Raw genomic sequence first — 18,766 nt, forward strand, 5'->3', positions numbered from 1 at the left:
TCGTTGGGTTGTGGGAAGGCGCTCAGAACCGCAGCGGCCAGACCCTGATGCGTTCACGCAGGTCACCGAGCAGGCGTGCCAGCCCTTCCGGTTCCTTGATCAGGAACCAGATGATCAGGCCACCGAAGAGCACCTTCTGCAGGTTCTGCAGTTGCCCGGCGTCGACGTTGCCGTTGAACAGCCATAGGCCGGCATGGCTGAGCAGGATCGGCACGAGACTGATGAAGGCCGCGCCGATGAAGCTGCCGGCAATGCTGCCCATGCCACCGATAATGATGATGAACAGAATCTGGAACGAACGATTGATGTCGAAGCTGCCTGCACTGGCGGTCCCCAGGTACGCGAACGCCCAGAGCGCCCCGGCGATTCCGAGGTAGAACGAACTGACGGCGAAGGCCATGCGCTTGTCGCGCTCCACGGCGATCCCGATGACAGCGGCAGCGGTATCCATGTCCCGGATGGCCATCCAGTTGCGGCCAATCTGGCTGCGCACCAGGTTGACCGCCATCCAGGTCAACAGCACCACACAACTGAGGGTCAACAGGTAGCGACCGACCGGGGTGCCGAGGTTATGGCCGAACAGCTCCAGGCGTGGCGCGCTGATGGTGCCGGACGAGGCGTAGTTGTAGAACCAGGGGAATTTGGCAAACACCCATTCCAGGAAAAACTGCGAGGCCAGCGTGGTCACCATCAGGTAAAAACCCTTGATCCGGGAGCTGGGGATGCCGAACAGCAGCCCGACCAACCCGGCAATCACCCCACCGCCAAGCAGCGCCAGTGGCAACGGCAGCCCGGGCACGCGCAGCAGCAGGCCGTATGTGGCGAACGCGCCCACGGCCATGAAGCCGGCGGCGCCGACCGAGGTCTGGCCGGTGTAGCCGGTCAACAGGTTCAGCCCCAGGCCCGCCAGCGACAGCACCAGGAAGGGAATCAGGATCGCGTTGAGCCAGTAGTCATTACCGAGCCACGGCAACCCGATAAAAGCCACCAGTAGCAGCAACAACAGGCCCGGCCGCCAACGCCGGCGCACCAGGGTCAGGGGTGAGTCGTCAAAGCTGGCAGTGAGGCGCGTAACAGTAGCGGTCATGGCGTCATACCCGTTCAATGATCCGGTCGCCGAACAGGCCGGACGGACGGATGTAGAGGAAGATCAAGGCGAGGAAATAGGCGAACCAGGGCGTGATGCCTCCGCCGATCAGCGGACCGATGTAAGCCTCGGCAAGATTCTCCGCCGCACCGACGATCAGCCCGCCGACGATGGCCCCGCCGATCGAGGTGAAGCCGCCGATGATCAGCACCGGCAGCGCCTTGAGCACCACCAGCGAAAGCGAGAACTGCACGCCCTGCCGCGCGCCCCAGAGCAACCCGGCGACCAGGCCGACCACCCCGGCCACGGCCCAGACAATCTGCCAGATGCGATTGAGGTTGATGCCCAGCGACAACGCCGCACGGGTATCATCGGCCACGGCGCGCAGGGCGATCCCGATGCGGGTCTGGTTGAACAGCAAGGCCAGCACCGCCACCGTCAGTCCGGACACTGCCGCCGCCATCAAGTCGAATTGGCTGATCATGATCTCCCCCACGAACAGCGGGACGTCCTCGATGCCCAGGTCCAGCGCACGCACCTGGGCGCCCATCAGTCCTTGGGCCAGGCCCTCGATGATGAACGACAGGCCGAGGGTGGCCATGAACAGGGTGATCTGCGATCGGTTGACCAACGGCCGCAGCACCAGGCGCTCGATCAACAATGCGCCGAGGATCATCACCAGCACCGTCAGGACCAACGCGAGGGCAAAAGACAGGCCCTGCTCACGCAAGCTGACGAAGGTCAGCGCGGCGAACAGCAGCATCGCGCCCTGAGCAAAATTGAACACGCCGCTGGCCTTGTAGATCAGCACGAAACCGATGGCCACCAGTGAATACAGAGTGCCGGCCAGCAGCCCGCCAACCAGGGTTTCCAGAAAGAAATTCATGAGTGCGAGGCCCCCAGGTAAGCGGCGATCACATCGGGGTTGGCCTGCACCTGCGCGGGCGTGCCGTCACCGACCTTGCGTCCGTAGTCCAGCACCACCACATGGGTGGACAGCCCCATGACCACCGGAATGTCGTGTTCAATGAGAATCACCGTGGTGCCAAGGTCGCGATTGATATCGACGATGAAGCGGCTCATCTCCTGTTTTTCTTCAGCGTTCATGCCAGCCATCGGTTCGTCGAGCAACAGCAGGGTCGGCTGCGCGATCAGTGCCCGGCCCAGCTCCACGCGTTTCTGCAAACCGTAGGCGAGGCTGCCCACCGCGACGTCACGCCAGGCCTGCAGTTCGAGGAATTCCAGCACCTGCTCGGCCCGCTCGGCGAACGCCCGCGCCTCGCGCCGGGCGCGCGGCAAGCCCAAGGCCTGCTCGAGAAAAAACGTACGCTGCAAGCGCGACAGGCCAGTGAGCAGGTTGTCCACCACGCTCATTTTCTTGAACAGCGCGTTGTTCTGGAACGTCCGGCCGATACCAAGCCGCGCCGCTTTCAGTGGATGCGGACGGCGCAACGGTTCGGCAGCGAAGAACACCTGGCCGGCATCGGCCCGGTAGACCCCGTTGAGGATGTTCAGCAGCGAACTCTTGCCCGCACCGTTCGGCCCGATCAACGCGCAGATCTCGCCAAGCCTGACACTGAACGAGAGGTCGGAAATCGCTTTCACGCCCCTGAACGACAGCGACACATTCCGCACCTCCAACAGCGCATTCATGCGGCTCGCTCCAGATATTCCTGCAACCAGGCCTGGCGCGCCGAGCCTTGCAACAAGGCGTCTGCGGGCGCGCTTGGCACCTCGATCCGGCGCAGCCGCTGGAACCCGAGCAGACGCCGCACCCGCGCCTTGAGCCAGCGGCGCAGGCCACGTCGCGGATCATCCAGGGTCCATTCGCAGAGGCGTCGCCGCCAACTGCCCGCAATCGGCAGCCGGGCTTCGATTTCCGCCGCCAGCGATTCGACTCGCGCAGCGGACAACAGCAAGGCCGTCGGGGCAATCTCGCGGCGATCGCGGCTGGCCGATTCGCGAGCTTCCGGAAAGGCCAGGCCTTCGCCGCCCTCCAGCCAGCGACGGAACAGATGAGTCAGCCCATCACGCCATTCAGTGCCCTCATCGATCCATACCACCGCGTCGTTGGCGACCTGGGCCCAGCCCTGGCGCTGCGCTGCCGGCGCCTCGGTGACGAACAGCACCGACAGTGACTGCACCTGCCACAGGCCACGACGCGCCGCACTGGCCTGGGCCGAATACAGCCGCAGCGGCCACTCTTCATCCAGGCCGCACTGCAGCCAGTGCGAGACACTTTCGCGGCGCTGGACAAAGGCGAACGCCGGGCGGATCAGACGTAACTGGCGTTGCAGATCCTCGCCCTGACTGTCGCGGTCGACGACCACGCTGTGTCCACCCAGCTGGCGCGCCGCCAATGTCAGAATCAGCAGGCTCGGCTCGAAGGCACCGCTCAGAGCCAACCGCGCGCCAGGGGCGAAGCCTTGTTGGCGCAGGCCATCGCAAACCCGCTCGACCTCGCGTTGCACATCGATCCATCGCCAGGCCCTCCAGGCGCCGAGGCGTCGATGACGCATGGCGATCTGCGTCGGACGCTCACTGGCCCAGCGCTGCAACGCCACGAGGGCGCTGTCCGTCACGCTTTCGGGCAATGGAGCATTGACTTCGAAAATTCTCATGCGCTTACTCCTCAACCAGGGCCGGCTCAGCGACACGAGCGCGCTGGGCCAGGCGATTCAAGTCCCGATAACCAGCGCCCGGGTGGCTGGCGGGCAGGCGCGGGCCGTCGCCGAACAGCTTCTCGCGCAGGGTGCCAGGGCGATAGTCGGTCTTGTACACGCCGCGCTGTTGGAGTTCGGGCACCAGCAGCTCGACCACGTCGCGAAAGGTCTCATGGGCCAGGGCGTAGGCCAGGTTGAAGCCGTCCACATCGGTTTCCTCGACCCAGGCCTGCAACTCGTCGGCGACGGTTTGCGCGCCGCCGACGATCAACGGACCAAAGCCGCCGATGCCGACCCAATCGGCCAGTTCCTGGACTGTCCATTGTTTGTCGGGGTCGGCGGTGGAGAAGGTTTCCACGGCCGATTGAATGGCGTTGGTATGGATGTGCTTGAGCACCTGGTCGGGTCGGTACTGGCTGAAATCGATGCCAGTCCAGCCGGAAACCAACGCCAGCGCGCCCTCATAGCTGCTGTAGGATTTCAGCTCCCGCCACTTGGTCTGTGCCTTGGCATCGGTCTCGTCGACGATCACCGTTTGCAGGTTGAAGATCAGCACCTTGCGCGGATCACGCCCGGCCTCGGCGGCACGTCGGCGGATATCGGCCACGGTCTTTTTCAGGATGACCTTCGACGGCGCCGCGACGAATACACATTCCGCATGGCCGGCGGCGAAATCCTTGCCACGGCTCGATGCCCCTGCCTGGTAGAGCACCGGCGTGCGCTGCGGCGACGGCTCGCAAAGGTGGATACCCGGCACCTGGAAGTGCTTGCCCTGGTGACGGATCTCATGGACTTTGCCCGGGTCGCTGAAGATGCCGCGCTCACGGTCGCGCACCACCGCGCCCTCCTCCCAACTGCCTTCGAACAGTTTGTAGAGCACCTCGAGGTATTCGTCGGCGTAGTCGTAGCGTGCATCGTGATCACTCAGCGCCTTCTGGCCGAGGTTACGCGCGCCGCTGTCGAGGTAAGACGTGACGATGTTCCAACCGATGCGCCCCTTGGTCAGGTGATCCAATGTCGACAGGCGGCGGGCAAAGGGATAGGGATGCTCGAAGGTCAACGAGGCGGTCAGGCCGAAACCCAGGTGCTCGGTCACCAGTGCCATCGGCGTGATCAGCGCCAGTGGATCATTGACCGGGACTTGGGTCGCCTGGCGGATCGCGGCGTCACCATTGCCGCCGAGCACATCGTAGATACCGATCACATCGGCAATGAAGATGCCGTCGAACTTGCCGCGCTCCAGCAGTTTGGCCAGATCGGTCCAGTAATCCAGGTCTTTATACTGCCAGGCACGATCCAGGGGATGTCGCCAGAGCCCTGGAGACTGGTGGCCGACGCAGTTCATCTCGAAGGCATTGAAACGAATTTCACGTGGCATGGGAACTCCTGCTCGATGGGTTCAGCACCCCATCCGGGCGCTTTCTCGTTGCTGTCTCAACACGATTCATGCCAGTTCGTAAATTCCTTTATTTACAGTGGGTTACTCACGGAACCGCGCGATCAGGGTGACTGCCTCCCAACACCGGTGTTGATCAATTGTTCGATAACAAACAGTACGGACGTTCGCTCGGGACCGTTTGCCAACACCCAGCCGACGGCCTGGTCCGGAACCGGCCATCGCTCATCAATGTTCAATGGCTGAAGGCTTGGTTGAAGGACGTGTCGATAACGCCAGCAGTGGCCAGCGGAGCCGATAGCGCCTTGACCTTGAACAGGAAGTCCGCCGTGCTCTGCAGGTCGGCGGCGGACTGCTGGTCCACCGGACCAACGCTCATGTGGGCCTGGCGCAACCAATGGCGCGAAACGTCCTGGTCAAGATTGGCCTTCTTTGCCCAGAGGTCGGCGTATTGGTCGGTGTGGTTGTCGACCCAGGCGCGGGCTTGTTTCACGCGGCCGAGGAAGTCGGCGATGGCTTCACGCTTGTTGTCGATGGCCGGCGTCGAGGCTGCTATGGCGCTGAGGCCGGGCATGAGGTCCTTCGCCGTCAGGATCGGCCGGGCGCCGAAGAAGAGGATCTGTTGCGAGATGTAGGGCTCCCAGACCGGAAAGGCATCGATGCTGCCCTGGGGCAAGGCAGCAGCTGCATCAATGGGCATCAGCTTGATGAAGTCGACGTGGTCTTCCGGCAAGCCGGCCCGTTCCAGGGCGCGCAGTGTCAGTTGCTGACTCCACGCCCCGGGCCAATAGGCGACCTTCTTGCCCTTGAGGTCGGCGATGGTCTTGACCGGCGAGTCCTTGGGCACGAGCAGCGCGATGGTGTCAGGGTTCTGCCGCGAGACGCCGATCAACTTCACCGGTGCCTGTTTGGCGGCCAGGAACAGGAAGCCCGAATCGCCGAGGAACCCCAGGTCCAGGTCACCGGTACTCAGCGCCTCGGCCAGTGGCGCGGCCGCTTGGAAGTGCTTCCAGTCGACGCGATAGGGGGCGCCCTCAAGCACACCCGAAGCCTCCACCGAAGCCCGTACGTTGTAATAGTTCTGGTCGCCGACATGCAGTACCAATGGCTCGGCGGCCTGGGCCAACGGTGCGGCAAACAATGTGCTGAGCAGTAGACGTTGCAAGAATTGGCCGGGCTTCATGAAAAGGCTCCTGATTGAATTTCTTAGAACTTAACGCTCTTGCAATTCAACTCATAAATTCTTTTAAGGCATAAGCTCATAAGTCACTTGCGACCGCTGTCTGCGGTGTAACAGTGCCGCAGCAGACTGTTGATAGGGCAACATCGCCCTCCAGACTTCCACCCCCTCGCGCCCCCGCCAGCCGCCCTGCTGCGGCTGTGGCACAGAGCCTGCAATATTCCATTCCAGTGGGATTTCCTCCTGCTTACCGATCTTTCGGAAATAAGAACATTGCCTTCCTGCCGCCTTGCCTGGAGCCGCTCGATGAAACCCGCCCTCCGTTTTTCCCTGGCCCGCGCCAGATACCTGTTCAGGGCCTGCGCTCTGGTGCTGGGCCTGCCGTCCCTGACCCTGGCCGCAGAAAGTCCACCGGCTGAAGTGCATCTGGACTACGCCTATTACTCGCCGGTCAGCCTGGCGCTCAAGCACTTCGGCTATCTGGAAAAGGCCCTGCCCCAGACCAAGGTAAGCTGGGTCCTGAGCCAGGGTAGTAACCGTTCCCTGGAATACCTCAACAGCGGCGGCGTCGACTTCGCTTCGTCCGCCAGCCTCGCCGCCGTGCTGAGCCGGGCAAACGGCAGCCCGATCAAGTCGGTCTACGTCTACAGCCGCGCCGAATGGACCGCCCTGGTGGTGCGCAAGGATTCGCCGTACCAGACAATCGCCGACCTCAAGGGCAAAAAAATCGCCGCCACCAAGGGCACCGATCCCTACCTGTTCACCTTGCGCAGCCTGCAACAGGCCGGGCTGGACAAGGACGACGTAGAACTCGTCCACCTGCAGCACCCGGACGGGCGCACCGCCCTGGAAAAAGGTGACGTCGACGCCTGGGCCGGCCTCGACCCGCACATGGCCGCCAGCGAAGTCCAGGCCGGATCGCGCCTGCTCTATCGCAACCCCGACTTCAACAGCTACGGGGTGGTCAGCGTCACCGAAAAGTATGCAAAGGAGCATCCGCAGACCATCAACACCGTACTCGCCGCTTATGAACAGGCCCGTGAATGGGCGGTAGGTCATCCGCAGGAGCTGGCCAAACTTCTGGCCGACGAATCGGGCCTGCCGCTGGAAGTGGCCAGGTTGCAACTGTCGCGTACTGACCTGGGCAACCCACAACTGAGCGCCAGGGACGTGCTGGCCTCGAAGGCCGCCGCGCCGATCCTGGTTTCCGAGGAGCTGGTGCGTCGCGGGGTGAATGTTGACCAGGTCATCGAGCAACTGCTCGACACCGGTCACCAACAGGCCGTGGCCCGTCAATAACCGATTGCCCAGGCGACAACCGATCCGCGCCTGGCGCGGATTCGACGTTGCCGGAGAACCGCCATGAGCAGTAACAGCAAAGACCTTTCCAGCCTGCGCCTGGCCCCGCCCGCAACAAGCAAGGCGCCCCTGTTCAATGCCGACTGGCGACTGCGTCTCAAGGGGCTGGCCCTGCCGGTGCTGATCATCGTATTCCTGGAGATCATCGTGCGCATCGGTTGGCTGCCCTCCTACCAGATGCCAGCCCCCAGCGAGATCGCCCTGACCCTCGGCGACCTCGCCGAAGGGGCGCTGTGGAAACACATCAGCGCCAGCCTGTTGCGGGTATTGCTGGGCTTCGCCATCGGCGCCGGCCTGGCCTTGGTATTCGCCGCCTGGGTTGGCTTGAGCCGGGAAGCCGAAGCCTATCTGGAACCGACCTTCGCCGGCCTGCGCTCGATCCCGAGCCTGGCCTGGGTACCGTTGCTCCTGCTGTGGCTGGGCATCGACGAAACCTCGAAAGTGGTACTGATCGCCATCGGCGCGTTCTTTCCCGTTTACCTCAATGGCGTCGCAGCGATTCGCAACATCGACCGCAAGCTGGTGGAAGTCGGCCATATGTACGGGTTCAACCATCGCCGTCTGGTGCGGCGGATTCTCCTGCCCGCCGCCCTGCCCGGCCTGTTCACCGGTTTGCGCAGCGGCATGAGCCTGGCCTGGATGTTTCTGGTGGCCGCCGAACTGATCGCCGCCACCAAAGGCCTGGGCTATCTACTCAGCGATGGCCGCGAAACCTCGCGGCCGGACATCGTCCTGGCGGCCATCATCGCGCTCGCCGTGCTCGGCAAGCTCAGCGACGGCATCCTTGCCGGCCTGGAAAAACGCTTCCTGGCCTGGCGCGACACCTTCAACGGCAGCGAGGATTGAGCCATGACCCAAGCCCTGCTGGATATCCACGTCGAGCGCAAGACGTTCGCCACCACCACCGTGCTCGATAATATCCACCTGCAACTGCAGCCCCGGGAAACCGTGAGCCTGCTGGGCCCCAGCGGCTGTGGCAAAAGCACTTTGCTGCGCATCGTCGCAGGCCTGGAAAAAGACTTCGAAGGAGAACTGCTCAGCCACACCGAACAGCTCGCCTTTGTGTTTCAGGAAGCACGGCTGATGCCGTGGCTGACGGTGCAACAGAACATCGGCTTCAGTGATGACGATGATTACGACCAGGCCTGGGTCGCGCAGTTGATCGACGAAGTTGGCCTCAACGGTTTTGCCGACGCCTTGCCCAAGGCGTTGTCCGGCGGCATGGCGCAACGCGTGGCAATTGCCCGCGGCCTGTACTCGCGACCGCAAGTGCTATTGCTGGACGAACCCTTCAGTGCCGTGGACGCCTTCACCCGGATGAAACTGCAGGACCTCTTGCTGCAACTGGCCGAGCGGCACGCCATCGCCCTGTTGCTGGTGACCCACGATGTCGACGAGGCGTTGTACCTGAGTGACCGGGTCTTGGTGATGGACAACCGCCCCAGCAGCATTCGCCAGGAGCTGACGGTGCAGCTGGACCATCCGCGGGATCGACGCGCCCCCTTGCTGGCGCAGCTCAGGGCGCTGGCGCTGACTGAATTGCAGCATGCTCATGTGATTTGAACAGGCGTTCAACCAGCAGTGGCCGGCATCACCTGACCAGCGTAGCAAGCTCGATCAATGCAGGATTTGGCTCAGGAACAGCTTGGTGCGGTCGTTCTGTGGGTTGTCGAAGAAGTCGTTCGGGGCGGCCTGTTCGACGATTTCGCCCTTGTCCATGAAGATCACGCGGTTGGCCACGGTGCGGGCGAAACCCATCTCGTGGGTCACGCAGAGCATGGTCATGCCGTCTTCGGCCAGGCTGATCATGGTGTCCAGAACCTCTTTCACCATTTCCGGGTCGAGGGCCGAGGTCGGCTCGTCGAACAGCATGATTTTCGGCTTCATGCACAAGGCACGGGCAATTGCCACACGCTGCTGCTGGCCGCCGGAGAGCTGGCCCGGGTATTTGTGCGCCTGCTCTGGAATGCGCACGCGCTCCAGATAGTGCATGGCGATTTCCTCGGCCTTGCGCTTGGGCATCTTGCGCACCCACATCGGGGCCAGGGTGCAGTTCTGCAGGATGGTCAGGTGCGGGAACAGGTTGAAGTGCTGGAACACCATGCCGACTTCCCGGCGGATCGCTTCGATCTGCTTGAGGTCGTTGGTCAGCTCGACGCCGTCGACCACGATGCGGCCCTGCTGGTGTTCTTCCAGGCGATTGAGGCAGCGGATGGTGGTGGACTTGCCGGAACCCGAGGGGCCGCACAGGACGATACGCTCACCCTGCCTGACGTTCAGGTTGATGTCTTTCAACACGTGGAACTGGCCGTACCATTTGTGGACAGCCTCCATCCGGATCATGCCGTCGGCGCCCGCAGGCCCAGTGATCGCTTCATTCATCACAAACTCCCATGCTGCAGGCCCGCTCATGTCGAGCAACGGCCTGAATATCTGCGTTTCAATGAAGGACCGCTTGCAGGAATTGTCGTGTCCGAGCCTCCTGGGGCGCGGTAAATATCTGCGACGGCGGCCCCATCTCGACAATCCGCCCTGCGTCGAAAAATATCACCCGGTCCGCCACTTCCCGGGCAAAGCCCATTTCGTGGGTCACGACAATCATGGTCATGCCTTCGGCGGCCAGACCCTTCATCACGTTCAGCACGTCGCCAACGGTTTCCGGGTCCAGCGCCGAGGTGGGCTCATCGAACAGCAGCAACTTTGGCTTCATGGCCAAGGCACGGACGATCGCCACGCGCTGTTGCTGACCACCCGACAGTTCGGATGGGTACCCGTCAGCCTTATGCCGAAGTCCGACGCGGTCCAGCAGTGCCAGCGCAGCGCTTTGTGCCTGGGCCTTGGACGCGCGCTTGAGCTTGACCGGCGCCAGGATCATATTGGCCATCACCGACAGGTGCGGGAACAAGGTGTAGTCCTGGAACACCATGCCCACCTCCTCCCGCAACTTCGCCAGTGCCTTGCGATCACCCGCCTTGATCGACTCGCCATTGCCGATCACCACACTGCCGGCCGAGGGCACTTCAAGGCTGTTGAGGCAGCGAATGAAGGTGGATTTTCCGGAGCCGCTGGGACCGATGATCACCACCACTTCGCCTTCGGCAACGTCCAGGTCCACACCGTTGACCACCTCATGGTCACCGAACCGCTTGTGCAACCCACGTACCGTCAACATGCTCATAGCCCCGCCTGCGCCCGGGTCGCTGCTTGCAAACGCTCATGGGCAGCCGCCAAGCGATCACGACGAGCCTGGTTGGCTTGGCGCTCGGTGGCGATTCTGGCGTTAGCGCGCAGCAGGCTCGGTTTGAGTGAAGCCATCGACGGACCGCCCGCCGAAATCCGCGCCTGGACGTTGGCGGTCGGATCAAGGCAGTCGCGCACCTTCTGGGCCGGCAGGTTCAGCGCATGCCCCAACTGCTCCAGGGCACAGACATCGACCATCGCGCTATCGATCTGGTGCGCCAGCATGCCCGCATCCATGGCCATGCGTACGACCCCACCAACGACATGATGGGCCTCGCGGAACGACAGGTCCGCTTCCTGCACGATCAGGTCGGCCAGGCCGGTGGCGGTTGAAAAATCCTCGCCCGCCCGGCGTACCGCCAGCTCGATATTCGGCGTTGCGGTGCGCAATACCAGATCCAACAGTTTCAGGCAGCGCAGGCTTTCTTCGGCGGCCTCCCAGAAGCCACGGATGCCCTCGCGATTACCGTCGCCGGTATGGGAGAAATTGCTTCCCTTGATGCTGATACTCGCCCCCATCAGCAGGCCGACAATATGCCCGCTGCGGCCTTTGAGATACTCCAGCACCGTGGGGTTTTTCTTTTGGGGCATGATGCTCGACGTCGCGGCGACGCTGTCGGGAAAGTCGATCAGGCTGAATTCGTGAGTGCTCCAGACGAAATAATCCTGGGCCACCCGGCTCCAGAACACCGCCAACAGGCTCAGGTGCGACAGGCTTTCGAGAATGAAATCCCTGGAGCCGACCGCATCCAGGGCGTTGTCCAGATAACCGTCGAAACCCAGCAGCTCGGCCGTGCGCCCCCGGTCGATGTTGAATGGAGTCCCGGCAAAGGCCGCCGCGCCCAGCGGACTCTGGTTCATCGATTCCAGGGTCTGGGTCAGGCGCTTGCAATCGCGCGCCAACGCCTGTTCCACCGCCGACAGGTAATAGCCATAGGTGATCGGCTGCGCCGGTTGCAGATGGGTATAACCCGGCATCACCACATCGGCGAACACTTCGGCGTTGTTGACAGCTGTCTGGCGGACTTCCAGCAATGCCTCGACCAGGTCCATCAGCACTTCACGGCAGCGCAGCCGGTCGAGCGTGGCGAGGATGTCGTTGCGGCTGCGGCCGGTGTGCAGGCGCCCGCCAATGTCGGTGCCAATTTGCCCGATCAGGTGGGCCTCGTAGTTGAAGTAGGCATCCTCACGGGACGGGTCGAGGGCCACCTCGCCAGGACCGGCCTCCTCCATTTCGAGCACGCCCCTGGCCAACACGGCGGCGTGCTCATCCTTGATCAGGCCTTGCTCGGCAAGCATCACGATGTGGGCCTTGTTGATATTGCCCAACAGTTCGAAACCCTCGGCGAAGCCCTGCAGGCGCGGCCGATAGATGTACTCGTTGACTTCCGGCGCGGTGGCTTCCTTCAGACGCCGGCTGACTTTGGATGCTTGCATGTTGAAACCTCTTCAGGAGTGGCACGCGTCACTGGGCGACCCAGCCGACGTTCGAGATAACGGCTGAGCCAGCTCAGCAGGGAACAGATGACGAAATACACCAGCAACACCAGGCCGTAGACCGTGAACGCTGGGCTCACACCGGTCATGACGGTGTCCCGTTCGATGATGATCTGGCCGACCTTGAGGAACTCGCCGACACCCACCAGCGCGCCCAGGGACGTGGCCTGTACCAGCATGGTCAGCAGGCCGGTGTACGCCGGAAGGATGGCGCGCATCGACTGTGGCGCGATCACGTAGAGATAGATTTGCCAGGGCCGCAGGCCCAGTGCCCAGGCGCTTTTCCATTGATGGCGCGCCACCGACTCCAGGCCACCGCGCACGATCTCGATGCCATTGGCACTGCCCCACAGGGTCAGGCCGGTGGTCACCGCCACGAACGGGCTCAAGTCCAGGCCCAGCATTGGCGCACCGAAAAAGATGAAGAACACATTGACGATCAACGGGATCGAACGAAACAGCTCGACGTAACCGTGGATCGCCAACTGCAACAGACGATTCTTCAGCGTCGCCAGCACCCCGAGAACGACAGAGATCAGCGTAGTGAACAGCAGCACCACCAACGCCAGGCGCAAGGTCATCCACAGGCCCTTGCATACGAAGGCCCAGTTTTCGATCAGAAAATTCATACCGGCCTCAGTGTTGGAAAGGTCGTTGCAAGCGGGCCGAGAGCCGTCCCGTCAACAGCGCCAGGATCCCCACCAGCGCCAGGTAGATGACGCAAATGGCGCTGAACATTTCGATGGCGCGAAAATCCGTGGCAATGCGGTCCACCGCGACGAACGTCAGCTCGGCCAGGCCGATGGCCTGCAGGTATGACGAGTTCTTGAGCAACGAAATGGCGGTGTTCAACATCGCCGGCAAACTGGTCCTGAAAGCGATGGGCAAGGCCACCAGGCAAAAGTAATGACTTGGCTTGAGGCTCAGCGCGACGCTGGCTTCACGCATGCCGTGCTCCACGGTCGCCAGCCCTCCCCGCACGTTCTCGATCTGATAGGCCCCGGCCCAAAGCGACAGGCACAACACCCCCGACCAGAACAGCGACAGCCCCATGCCGATGGCGGGCAACCCATAGAAAATGAAGAACAACTGCACCAGGATCGGCGTGTTGCGGATCAGTTCCACGTACAACGCCACGACCTGCGCCAGCACCGGCACTTTCATCACCCGCGCCGCGCCGCCGAGGACACCCACGAGCAATGAGCAACCGATGGCGAGCACCGACACGCGCAACGTCATCTGCACGCCATCGAGCAGCGCCGGCCACTGGGCCAATAGATAGTTGAAGTCAAAGTCCATGGTGACGTCCGCTCAAAGGGCTTCGGCAGGCTTGGGCTGCTCGAAGACGCTTATGTAGTAGCTCTGGATGCCCTGGGGCACGAACTGCTGGATCCAGCCACGGAACAGTTTTTCCTCATGCATGCGCGCGATGGCGGCGCTGAGGTAGTCGCGCCATGCCTCGTCGTTCTTGCGCACGCCGATCGCCGCATCGGAAATCTGGAACGGCTCGTTGAGCAGGCGCGCGTCCTTGTCATTGTCCGCCACCACCACAAGCGTCGCCGCATCATGGGTGTAGGCATCGGCGCGGCCCTGGCGGAAGGTCTGCAACGCATCGGCGGCGCTGTTCATGCGCAAGGTCTTGACCCCCGGCATGTGGTCTTCGAACCACTTGGCCTGCACCGAGCCCTTGAGGGTAGCGAGGGTCTTGCCGTTGAGGTCGGCGATTTTCCTGATCGGGCTGTCCTTCTTCACCACCACGTCGCTGGCGCCCCAACGATAAGGCGTGGTGAAGTCGATGACGCGCAAGCGTTCAGGGGTGACGCCCAAGGTCGCGATCAGGAAATCGACCTTGCGCCCGAGCAATTGCGGGACGCGGTTTTCCGCCGTGACGCAGGTGAACGTCACCTTGTCTTTCGAGCCCAGCGACCACAGCGCGATCTGCCTGGCCATCTCCACTTCGACGCCGGCGAACTGGCCACTGCTGTCCTGAAAACCGTAGGGCGGTTGGTCGCAACGCACGCCGGCACGCACCTGGCCGGCCTCCTTGATCTCATCGGGAACCGCAGGCAATCCGCTTGCCTGGGCCTGGGCAAGGCCACCCAGCGTCAGGCCCGAGAACGCCAGCGCACTGCCAAGAATCTTGAATGAAAACGACATGATGCCTCCTGGTTTACATATCGGTATCGAGCGGCTGAGGCGGCACGACACCGTGAAAATACAAGGGCAGAAATGAGATAAAGAGCGGCGTTTTTTTATGCTTATGACTGCCGTATGCTCGAACCGCATCGCCGTTCCCGCGTTCGCGCTCACGTCGATGGAAAGATTTATAAAGCCTGTGGCTCATGCAAACAAATGACAATTCATCAGTCATTCATACCAAATTGATATGGGACGCCATGAACTTCAAACAAGTCGAAGCCTTTCGCGCAGTCATGTTGAGTGGCTCGATGACCGCCGCGGCCGAGTCCCTGCACACCTCCCAGCCCAACATCAGTCGTTTGATTGCCCAACTTGAGCGCAACGCTGGTTTCAAGCTGTTCGAACGGGTCGCCGGACGCTTGCTACCCACCGATGAGGGGGCCGCGCTGTTCGCCGATGTCGAGCGGGCGTTCATCGGGCTGCACAGCCTGGAGAAAGCCGCGCAGAACATCAGCCGCGTCGGCACGGGGCGCTTGCGTATCGCCGCGGTTCCCTCCCTGTCGCTGACGGTGTTGCCTCGCGTGATCCAACGCTTTCGCCAGGAGAACCCGGACGTCGCGATCTCGCTCCATACCAATGACTCACCGATGGTTGCCCATTGGACTGCCTCGCAATTTTGCGATCTGGGGCTGGCGTCCTACGTCGGCGAGGACATGCCGGGGGTGACGACCCGGTTGATCTGCGACGTGCCAGGCGTGTGCATATTCCCCAAGGGTCATCGCCTGAGCGCACTGGCCTGCGTCGGACCGGAGGATCTCAAGGGCGAGGAATTCATTTCGCTGTCGCAAAACGACGGCTCTCGTGCCCGGGTCGACCGGGCATTCCCCGAGGACCGGGGCCACCGGAAACTGAGCCTGGAAACGCCCTACGCCGCCACGGTCTGCTCGTTGGTGGGTCTGGGCCTGGGCGTTAGCATCGTCAGCCCGATCGTGGCGCTGGAGTACCTGCATACGGGTATCGAAATCCGCCCCTTTCGCCCACAGATACGCTTCTCGACCTATCTGCTGCTACCGGCAGACAGGCCGCAAGGCTTGCTGACACAACGGTTCGGGCAACTGATTCATGAAATGCTCACTGCCGTTGCGACGGATTGGCAATGAGCGGCGCCGTCGTGGCCTGGGCACTGCCATGGACAGAACGAACCCGGACCCGCAACGCAATCAGCAACGCAGCCAGCAGCATCAGCACAGCCGCCGCGACGAATACGCCGGCGCTGCCACCGAGGCTGAACATCGCACCGCCAGCGGCAGCGCCCGTTGCGATGGCCGACTGCACGGACGCCACCACCATGCCCCCGGCGCTTTCCGCCTGATCAGGCACCGCGCTGGCGACCCAGTTCGACCACGCCACCGGCACACCGCCAAAGGCCAGGCCCCAGATTGCCAGCAGCACCGCCTGGCCCGGCACCGAGGCCGGCAACAGCACCAACGCCAGTGCGGCAACGCCTACCAGCGCCGGCATCAATACCAGGGTGGCCAGCGGATGACGCTCAAGCAGCCACCCGGCCAACAGCGTGCCGGCGAAGTTCGCCACACCGAAACCCAGCAGCATCAGCGACAGCCCTTGCGCGTCGATGCCGGTAGTCCCTTCGAGAAATGGCCGGACATAAGTGAACATCGCGAAATGGCCGCTGTGCACCAGCACGCAAGCGAACATGCCCATGGCGATGCCCGGGCGCCGCAACACTTCAAATACGGTACGCAGGCGTGCCGGCCTGCGTGGCGCAAGGCGCGGCAGCGTGAACGACTGGAAAGCCAGGGTCACCACACCTACCGCCGCCGCTGCAAAGAATGCGCTGCGCCAGCCATACAGCCCGCCCAGGTAACTACCCAACGGGACCGCAACCACCGTCCCGATGGCGATGCCGCTGAAAATGATCGAGAGCGCTCGGGGCAACAAAGCCGCCGGTACCAGGCGCATCGCCACCGCTGCCGCCATGCTCCAGAATCCGCCAAGGGCGATGCCCAGCAAGATTCGCATCAGCAACAGCACCGCGAGGCTGGAAGAAACGGCGACCAGTAGATTGGATGCGATCATCAACGTGGAAAAACCCAGCAGCACCCAGCGGCGATCGATGCCGCGGGTCAGGCCTGGCACCAACAGGCCAGCGAACAACGCGACCACGGCGGTCACCGTTACCGCCTGGCCAGCCAGCGCTTCGGACACCCCCAGATCCGTCGCCATCGGCGTCAACAGGCTGGCCGGAAGGTACTCGGCGGTCAGCAATCCGAACACGCCCATTGCCAACGAGAACACGGCCATCCACGCGGGGGTAGTCGGCTCTACATCCGGCCCGACGCCGGAACGGCTGCCGGCTACGGCATTACATACACAGTCAGTCATTACACGAATCTCCGAATTTCATTGCGACCCGCAGTCTAGGCGCGCGAAACCGGATGATCTATGATCGAAAACCCCGACTTTTTGACCGAAACACCTGAACGATGCCTACCGATCAGCTTGCCCTTTCCTCGGATCTCATCAACGAGCTGTTGCGCGGTATGCGCCTGCGCGGTGTCGAGTACCGGCGTATCCAGGCCGGTCCAGCCTTCGGCCTGGGCTTCGCTGCCAAACCCGGACACGCCTGGTTCCATTTCCTGGCGGTCGGCAATGCACTGCTGCGGATGGAAGACGGAACCACCTATGCGCTGTCGGCCGGCAATGCCGTGTTCATTTCCCATGGGGCGGCGCACCAACTGCTGTCCCATGTGGACGCGCCGGTCCAGGACATTGATCGCCTGGACCGCGCTCCCCTCGGCGATGCCGTCAGCGCGGTGGATACTGGAAACGATGCCAGCCCCACGCCGACGACCATTCTGTTCAGCGGCTGCATGGAGTTTGAACTGGGCAGCATCCATGGCCTGGGCAGGCTGATGCCGGGCCTGATGCTAATTGATGCCGGCGGCCAGCGTTACCCCGGACTGATGCCGATCCTGACCACCATGGAACGCGAAGCGAGCGCCGCACGTGTCGGCTTCGCCGGCATTCTCGCGCGGCTGGCCGACGTGGTGGCCGCCATGGTCGTTCGCGGTTGGGTGGAATGCGCCTGCGGTAATGCCTCTGGCCTGGTCGCCGCATTGCGCGATCAGCGCCTGGCCAATGCACTTCTCGCGCTCCATCGACAACCGGGCCGCGACTGGACCGTCGCGCAGCTGGCGGAGCAATGCAATACCTCGCGCTCGGTCTTCGCCGACCGTTTCCAGGCGACTATCGGCATGGCCCCGCTGCGCTACGTCACCGAACTGCGGATGCGGCTCGCGCGCCAGTGGCTGACGCTCGAAAGGCTGCCGATCGAAGAAGTGGCGCAACGCCTGGGCTACACCTCCCAGGCCGCTTTCAGCCGCGCATTCAAGCGCGTTACGGGCAAGACGCCTGGGTTGAGTCGGCAGTCGAGGCAGTCGGTTATCTAGGCCTTGATAGGCAGATGGCCGTAAAACCTCCCTTCGCTCCATAAAGTGGCAACCTGACTGAGCCATGCCTATATTTTTAGCCCCAGACAGTTATCGGAGGCATGGACATGAGCCAGAGCATTTCCCCCGCCGCTTCATCTGCGCGTAACAGCGGCATGGTAACCACGACTTTATGGAGCTCGGACACCGTCGCAGGTATATGGTCGATCCGGACGGTGCCGTCTGGCTTGGCGCTTATAGTCGCCTGGGATTAGTAGGCGAAGAAGATTCAGGCTTTACCGGCAGCCTTGTCTGGTTCAATGCCAACGGTAGCCTGGACCTCGGCTTTGGCAATCCGGACGATGGCTATCAGCACCTTGACGGTGGCCGCGAGGATGACTTCTTGCTCGGTACCGCCTCGTTCGACGATGCGATCTCTGGCGAGGCCGGTGACGATCTGCTCGATGGCCAGCAAGGTCGTGACCTGCTGACGGGTGGCGGTAACAACGATGTGTTCCGCTTCGACGCATTGAGCGACAGCTACCGTACCGCCACCGAAAACCACACTGATCGCCTGATTGACTATACCGCGGGTGAAGACACGATCGACTTGTCCGCCTTGGGCTTTACCCGATTGGGAAATGGGTACAAATCACTCCGGTTACCGTGATTGGAACATCATCTTCGCCGAGCCTTTGGAGAAAGACGTCTTTCAATTGATCGGAGTGGCTGAGTCCTTGGTGTGAAACGTAAACC

The 18,766-nt window shown here is 62.5% G+C and carries 19 protein-coding genes; 6 read left to right on the forward strand and 13 right to left on the reverse strand.

Translation table 11 applies throughout. The features are described from left to right. Positions 1 to 22: 22 nt before the first annotated feature. From J3P94_RS16300 to J3P94_RS16325, 6 genes are all read right to left on the reverse strand, one after another. Complete coding sequence (locus J3P94_RS16300; RefSeq protein ID WP_434568805.1) at positions 23 to 1,087, reverse strand: branched-chain amino acid ABC transporter permease; 1,065 nt, start codon at positions 1,085 to 1,087, stop codon at positions 23 to 25. A gap of 4 nt (positions 1,088 to 1,091) precedes the next feature. Beyond that, the gene (locus tag J3P94_RS16305; RefSeq protein ID WP_434568806.1) at positions 1,092 to 1,973 is read right to left on the reverse strand and encodes a branched-chain amino acid ABC transporter permease; all 882 of its coding nucleotides are present in this window, start codon (positions 1,971 to 1,973) and stop codon (positions 1,092 to 1,094) included. After that, complete coding sequence (locus J3P94_RS16310) at positions 1,970 to 2,740, reverse strand: ABC transporter ATP-binding protein (protein ID WP_434568807.1); 771 nt, start codon at positions 2,738 to 2,740, stop codon at positions 1,970 to 1,972. Before J3P94_RS16310 ends, J3P94_RS16305 begins: the two co-directional genes overlap by 4 nt. Continuing rightward, the gene (locus J3P94_RS16315; RefSeq protein ID WP_434568808.1) at positions 2,737 to 3,708 is read right to left on the reverse strand and encodes an AMP-binding protein; all 972 of its coding nucleotides are present in this window, start codon (positions 3,706 to 3,708) and stop codon (positions 2,737 to 2,739) included. The genes J3P94_RS16310 and J3P94_RS16315 overlap by 4 nt, the downstream gene beginning before the upstream one ends. A gap of 4 nt (positions 3,709 to 3,712) precedes the next feature. Then, positions 3,713 to 5,128 carry an LLM class flavin-dependent oxidoreductase gene (locus J3P94_RS16320; RefSeq protein ID WP_434568809.1) on the reverse strand — a complete coding sequence of 472 codons (1,416 nt, stop codon included), beginning with the start codon at positions 5,126 to 5,128 and terminating at the stop codon, positions 3,713 to 3,715. 253 nt (positions 5,129 to 5,381) lie between these two features. After that, entirely contained in the window at positions 5,382 to 6,329 is a 948-nt protein-coding gene (locus tag J3P94_RS16325; protein WP_434568810.1) for an ABC transporter substrate-binding protein, read from the reverse strand. Positions 6,330 to 6,632: 303 nt separating this feature from the next. On the opposite strand from J3P94_RS16325, the gene J3P94_RS16330 reads away from it, so the two are divergent. The 3 genes from J3P94_RS16330 (at position 6,633) to J3P94_RS16340 (ending at position 9,248) form a co-directional block, all read left to right on the forward strand. Further along, positions 6,633 to 7,625 carry an aliphatic sulfonate ABC transporter substrate-binding protein gene (locus J3P94_RS16330; RefSeq protein WP_434568811.1) on the forward strand — a complete coding sequence of 331 codons (993 nt, stop codon included), beginning with the start codon at positions 6,633 to 6,635 and terminating at the stop codon, positions 7,623 to 7,625. Positions 7,626 to 7,688: 63 nt separating this feature from the next. Continuing rightward, a complete protein-coding gene (locus tag J3P94_RS16335; protein WP_434568812.1) occupies positions 7,689 to 8,531 on the forward strand; it encodes an ABC transporter permease in 843 nt (280 codons plus the stop codon). Between the two features lie 3 nt (positions 8,532 to 8,534). Next, on the forward strand, positions 8,535 to 9,248 hold the full coding sequence (locus tag J3P94_RS16340; RefSeq protein ID WP_434568813.1) for an ABC transporter ATP-binding protein: 714 nt from the start codon (positions 8,535 to 8,537) through the stop codon (positions 9,246 to 9,248). Positions 9,249 to 9,302: 54 nt separating this feature from the next. Here the strand turns inward: J3P94_RS16340 and J3P94_RS16345 are convergent, their stop codons facing one another. Genes J3P94_RS16345 through J3P94_RS16370 form a run of 6 tightly spaced genes read right to left on the reverse strand, consistent with a single transcriptional unit; the run spans position 9,303 to position 14,579 of the window. Then, positions 9,303 to 10,067, reverse strand: coding sequence for an amino acid ABC transporter ATP-binding protein (locus tag J3P94_RS16345; RefSeq protein WP_434568814.1), 765 nt, complete (start codon positions 10,065 to 10,067; stop codon positions 9,303 to 9,305). A gap of 58 nt (positions 10,068 to 10,125) precedes the next feature. After that, positions 10,126 to 10,857, reverse strand: coding sequence for an amino acid ABC transporter ATP-binding protein (locus J3P94_RS16350; protein ID WP_434574207.1), 732 nt, complete (start codon positions 10,855 to 10,857; stop codon positions 10,126 to 10,128). 2 nt (positions 10,858 to 10,859) lie between these two features. Continuing rightward, positions 10,860 to 12,362, reverse strand: a complete 1,503-nt coding sequence (gene argH, locus J3P94_RS16355) for an argininosuccinate lyase (protein ID WP_434568815.1) — start codon at positions 12,360 to 12,362, stop codon at positions 10,860 to 10,862. Then, a complete protein-coding gene (locus J3P94_RS16360) occupies positions 12,332 to 13,051 on the reverse strand; it encodes an amino acid ABC transporter permease (RefSeq protein ID WP_434568816.1) in 720 nt (239 codons plus the stop codon). Before J3P94_RS16360 ends, argH begins: the two co-directional genes overlap by 31 nt. A 7-nt stretch (positions 13,052 to 13,058) precedes the next feature. Then, on the reverse strand, positions 13,059 to 13,721 hold the full coding sequence (locus J3P94_RS16365; protein WP_305495180.1) for an amino acid ABC transporter permease: 663 nt from the start codon (positions 13,719 to 13,721) through the stop codon (positions 13,059 to 13,061). A 12-nt stretch (positions 13,722 to 13,733) separates the two neighbouring features. Then, on the reverse strand, positions 13,734 to 14,579 hold the full coding sequence (locus J3P94_RS16370) for a transporter substrate-binding domain-containing protein (protein ID WP_434568817.1): 846 nt from the start codon (positions 14,577 to 14,579) through the stop codon (positions 13,734 to 13,736). A gap of 239 nt (positions 14,580 to 14,818) precedes the next feature. Here J3P94_RS16370 and J3P94_RS16375 point away from each other — a divergent pair, with 239 nt between their 5' ends. After that, positions 14,819 to 15,721, forward strand: a complete 903-nt coding sequence (locus J3P94_RS16375) for a LysR substrate-binding domain-containing protein (RefSeq protein WP_434568818.1) — start codon at positions 14,819 to 14,821, stop codon at positions 15,719 to 15,721. On the opposite strand, the gene J3P94_RS16380 is transcribed toward J3P94_RS16375, so the two are convergent. Next, complete coding sequence (locus J3P94_RS16380; protein ID WP_434568819.1) at positions 15,693 to 16,964, reverse strand: MFS transporter; 1,272 nt, start codon at positions 16,962 to 16,964, stop codon at positions 15,693 to 15,695. The two genes, J3P94_RS16375 and J3P94_RS16380, sit on opposite strands and share 29 nt — an antisense overlap. A 101-nt stretch (positions 16,965 to 17,065) precedes the next feature. On the opposite strand from J3P94_RS16380, the gene J3P94_RS16385 reads away from it, so the two are divergent. Together J3P94_RS16385 and J3P94_RS16390 are read left to right on the forward strand one after the other, a co-directional pair. Next, positions 17,066 to 18,031 carry an AraC family transcriptional regulator gene (locus J3P94_RS16385; protein ID WP_434568820.1) on the forward strand — a complete coding sequence of 322 codons (966 nt, stop codon included), beginning with the start codon at positions 17,066 to 17,068 and terminating at the stop codon, positions 18,029 to 18,031. A gap of 172 nt (positions 18,032 to 18,203) precedes the next feature. Continuing rightward, a complete protein-coding gene (locus J3P94_RS16390; protein WP_434568821.1) occupies positions 18,204 to 18,680 on the forward strand; it encodes a M10 family metallopeptidase C-terminal domain-containing protein in 477 nt (158 codons plus the stop codon). The last annotated feature ends 86 nt before the right edge of the window (positions 18,681 to 18,766 follow it).

The organism is Pseudomonas sp. Z3-8, from assembly GCF_051131975.1.
In the GTDB taxonomy this organism is placed as follows: domain Bacteria; phylum Pseudomonadota; class Gammaproteobacteria; order Pseudomonadales; family Pseudomonadaceae; genus Aquipseudomonas.